Here is a 3,386-nt window from a genome sequence, read left to right as displayed (position 1 = left end):
GCTTGCGCTACGTTCCATGTTCTTCCTTCGACTTCCTTCGGACCCCACCGTTACCAGTGGCGCCCTTGCCTACGGATTGTCTTCCCGCTAGTTAGGCGACAGGGTTTCTTTCAACCCTTCGGCCCAGCATACATGCTGGGCACACAAGGAGGCCCCGATGGTGCGATTCATCGGAGCCGTATACATCCCATTCCCGCTACCTGTCCTGCCGCAGGATCGCCCGGACTTGCTCTGCCACACTGATAGCCACGTTACGGATTGATTCCCCCTGAATGCCACGCACCCCCACCTGGTTTCCCAAGTTCCAGATGCGTCGCGCTTCAGGGTGACGCGGCATACGGTACACGTCGTCGGCGACCATAAGCATCAGCATTTTGTTTTTGGGACCAAGATCGTTGGCAACAAAGGCCTCACCACGGGCCACAGAAATCCGCGCGGGCATCTCTCCTTGGACGCCTTGCGAAGCGATTGACAATGCTCTAGTCTTTAACGCCCGTTCGTCGTAGGCAAGAAATTTGAGCAGTTTGAATGCTTCTTCCGCGTGCTTGGTTTGGGCACTCATCCCTAGTGCACGGCTGACGAATTCGTAGCCGCGACCACCTGACGGCCCCTCACCAAGCGGGGGGAGCGTAATGTCCCACTCGAAATTCGCATCAGCAAAGGAGTACGATCCCCAAAGTCCACTGACTACCATCGCGACGGTTCCTGATAAGAACAATTGGGTGTAATACCCTGATGGTGCCATCAACCCCAAGGTATTGAGGCTTACATAGGCCTCGTAGCCTGCGATTGCCTCGGCTGAGTCGATGAGCGTATCGGTAGGATTACGCCAGTCATCCACAAGTGCGCCACCCCAACTATGCATAAAGTTGAGGGGGTGGTACGTATAAAACGGCCACCGTGTGATCTCATTACCGTCCATTCTCGTTAGTTTAGCAGCATACTTCAAGAAATCCTCCCACGGCCATTCGGATGGAGGTGGCGCAAGCCCGGATTCAGCAACCGCATTGACATTATAAAACAGTGCAGCAACCATATGATACTCATAGGGAATACCATAGAGCACACCTTCATGGGAGAACTCTTCAACTCCCTCGGGGAATAGATCCTCCACATCAACCTCTCCGTCTTTGCAGACATGCTCATCAAGGGGTGCTAAAAGGCCCTGACCTACCAGCTCGCTAACAGTATGGCTATGAACCATGAAGACGTCCGGGCACATACCGCCGGCTGTCCACAGCAAAAGCTGCTCAGGAGTAATAGGTGCATTATGATACTCCACTTCGATTTCGGGGTTCTCAGCCATAAACAGGTCGATCAATTGTTGCTCCACGTTTGCCGTCACGTCACTGACATTGTTTGTATAGATGAGCTTCACTTTAGCTTGCGATGCGCCACTCAGCGCAAACATGATCCCTAGAAGAATGACAAGTACACTTCTGATCTGTCTCACAGTCAATAACCTCCTTGTAACTTCGCTACACTATTACTATGTTCTGCGAATCTAGTACTAAATACAAACTACATCGACAATGAATCGCACAAATCAACAGCGGACAGCCGTCAGTGACGGTATCACCTCCGTTTCTGGTCTGGTTTTTCTGTTCAGGCTCACTAGCCCTCGCTGTTTCACGTTACTAGCACAGCAAAGACCGGAGCTGTTTGGTTTTTCGAAGGGCAGAACACCCAAGCTCGCATCGGCTCTGATAAATTGGCTCATAAAGCCGCAGATCCTAGTATCCGGTGGGAAGCCTTCAATGCAACGAGCTCACATTCCTTCCGTATTGCCCTTCCCTTTGGTGACGATTATTCTTCTTGCCAACATCACGCCCTTACTCTTAATGCCATTTCGCAAACTCCAATACTGGGCAACATATTAGCCTTGGAAACTAGCTGTTCCCCTTAGGCTTATCCCAACCAAACGTCCCCACCCAGATCCCGAAGTCCTAAGTCTCTACACCATGTCCAAGACACTCAATTATTCTATAGGCTCATCACCTTTGCTCCAGGCCGATCCATGCGAATGTACCCCGGAAGTTCAGCACTTTTTCTAGCTCTTTCAATTCTGCATTAGTAAAGTGGCTAGGGGCAATCGCAAGGGACTACAGTCAAGCCTAATCAATCGCAATCATGGCTTTAATCGTTGGTGGACCCCCAAACCGTACAAGAATCCGCACCATATCTGCTACATCTTTGGCCCGGTCCGCATCACCTTTTTGTGAGCCCCAACAAGCCGGTGGTATAGCAGTGCTGCAGAGTAGTCAGTACTACCAATGGCTCCTGTTGCACCCATCACCAAAGCACCAAGCATCATTCTGTCAATCCCAAATAGTCATATCAAATGGCCATGGGAAAGATTGACACATCTTTGAAGTCCATGTATAGACGGTACACTATACTTGGCACCAGCTACATTTGGAATTCGTTCCGGTACCCTATCCAAGATCCATATCGCAACCGGTTAGTGCGGAATGTAGCAACAGAAAATGAATAGGCACACCCCAGCAATCTCCCCAAGGCAACCGACCAGCACCTGTAAAGAACCACACTTTACGTAACTTGGCGGCAACAGCATCTGCTCCTACCTCCGCTAAATATCGAGCAAGCTTGCTTCCTCCAAGAAATCATGACTAACTTAAGTAATCACCGGGATCCGGCCGTCCGCGGCTTTAATGTATGCCTCCACGGTCTGGCACCGCTCTTCGATGGTTAGGGATGGTCCTTCCGCACACATACATGCCGCTGGTCTCCCGACTAATGAGGTACTCTACTATGGGCGTCACCTGCTTCAGGTCCAAAGAGCCATCCTGGTACATTGACGTGCATGTTGCGGCAATCAGACCTGATAGTCTATCTAAAGAGTCAACGATCCAATTCCTTCTTCCCTGACTCGATACTGGTTCAACTGGTCTACACAAAGGCATCAAGTTCATCTAGCATAACGCGACCCGACAAAGTCTACATACAAATCCTGAAAGCAAATCTCGACTCTTGTATTTCGCAAACAGCAACCGCCGAATACCGCATCCATTGCTCTTCCACACGTACAGTCGTCGGATGTACTGGCTTGGCTCGCGATCGACAGCTAGCGGACGCTTCTGTTCTTCGCTAGATATATACAGCGTAGGCCAGTATCGGTTCCACCTTTACTATAGGGCAGGCTCCAGCTCTCTTTGGTCACATCGTGGATACTCACCCCGTATTATGGATATATTGTCTATAGATTAACATAAACATGAAACATCGTCAACCCCCGTTGAAAAAAATCGAGTAGGGTGCCGCTAGGTGGTCTTTCCTAGCGGCGGCCCTCTCAAAGAACCGTGCGTACGGACCCGTACACGGCTCCTAGCAAGCTTCAGTCGTTGGATAATAACGATGCAAGATGC

At 50.4% G+C, this 3,386-nt stretch carries 1 protein-coding gene; it reads right to left on the bottom strand.

The annotated features are described in order from the left end of the window. Positions 1 to 196: 196 nt before the first annotated feature. The gene (locus M0Q40_12595) at positions 197 to 1,453 is read right to left on the bottom strand and encodes an extracellular solute-binding protein (GenBank protein MCK9223425.1); all 1,257 of its coding nucleotides are present in this window, start codon (positions 1,451 to 1,453) and stop codon (positions 197 to 199) included. Between the last annotated feature and the right edge of the window lie 1,933 nt (positions 1,454 to 3,386).

This window comes from Limnochordia bacterium (genome assembly GCA_023230925.1).
Lineage (GTDB): Bacteria > Bacillota > Limnochordia > DUMW01 > DUMW01 > JALNWK01.
Note: the sequence above shows the minus strand (reverse complement) of the source record. Positions and strands in the feature narration are given on the sequence as shown.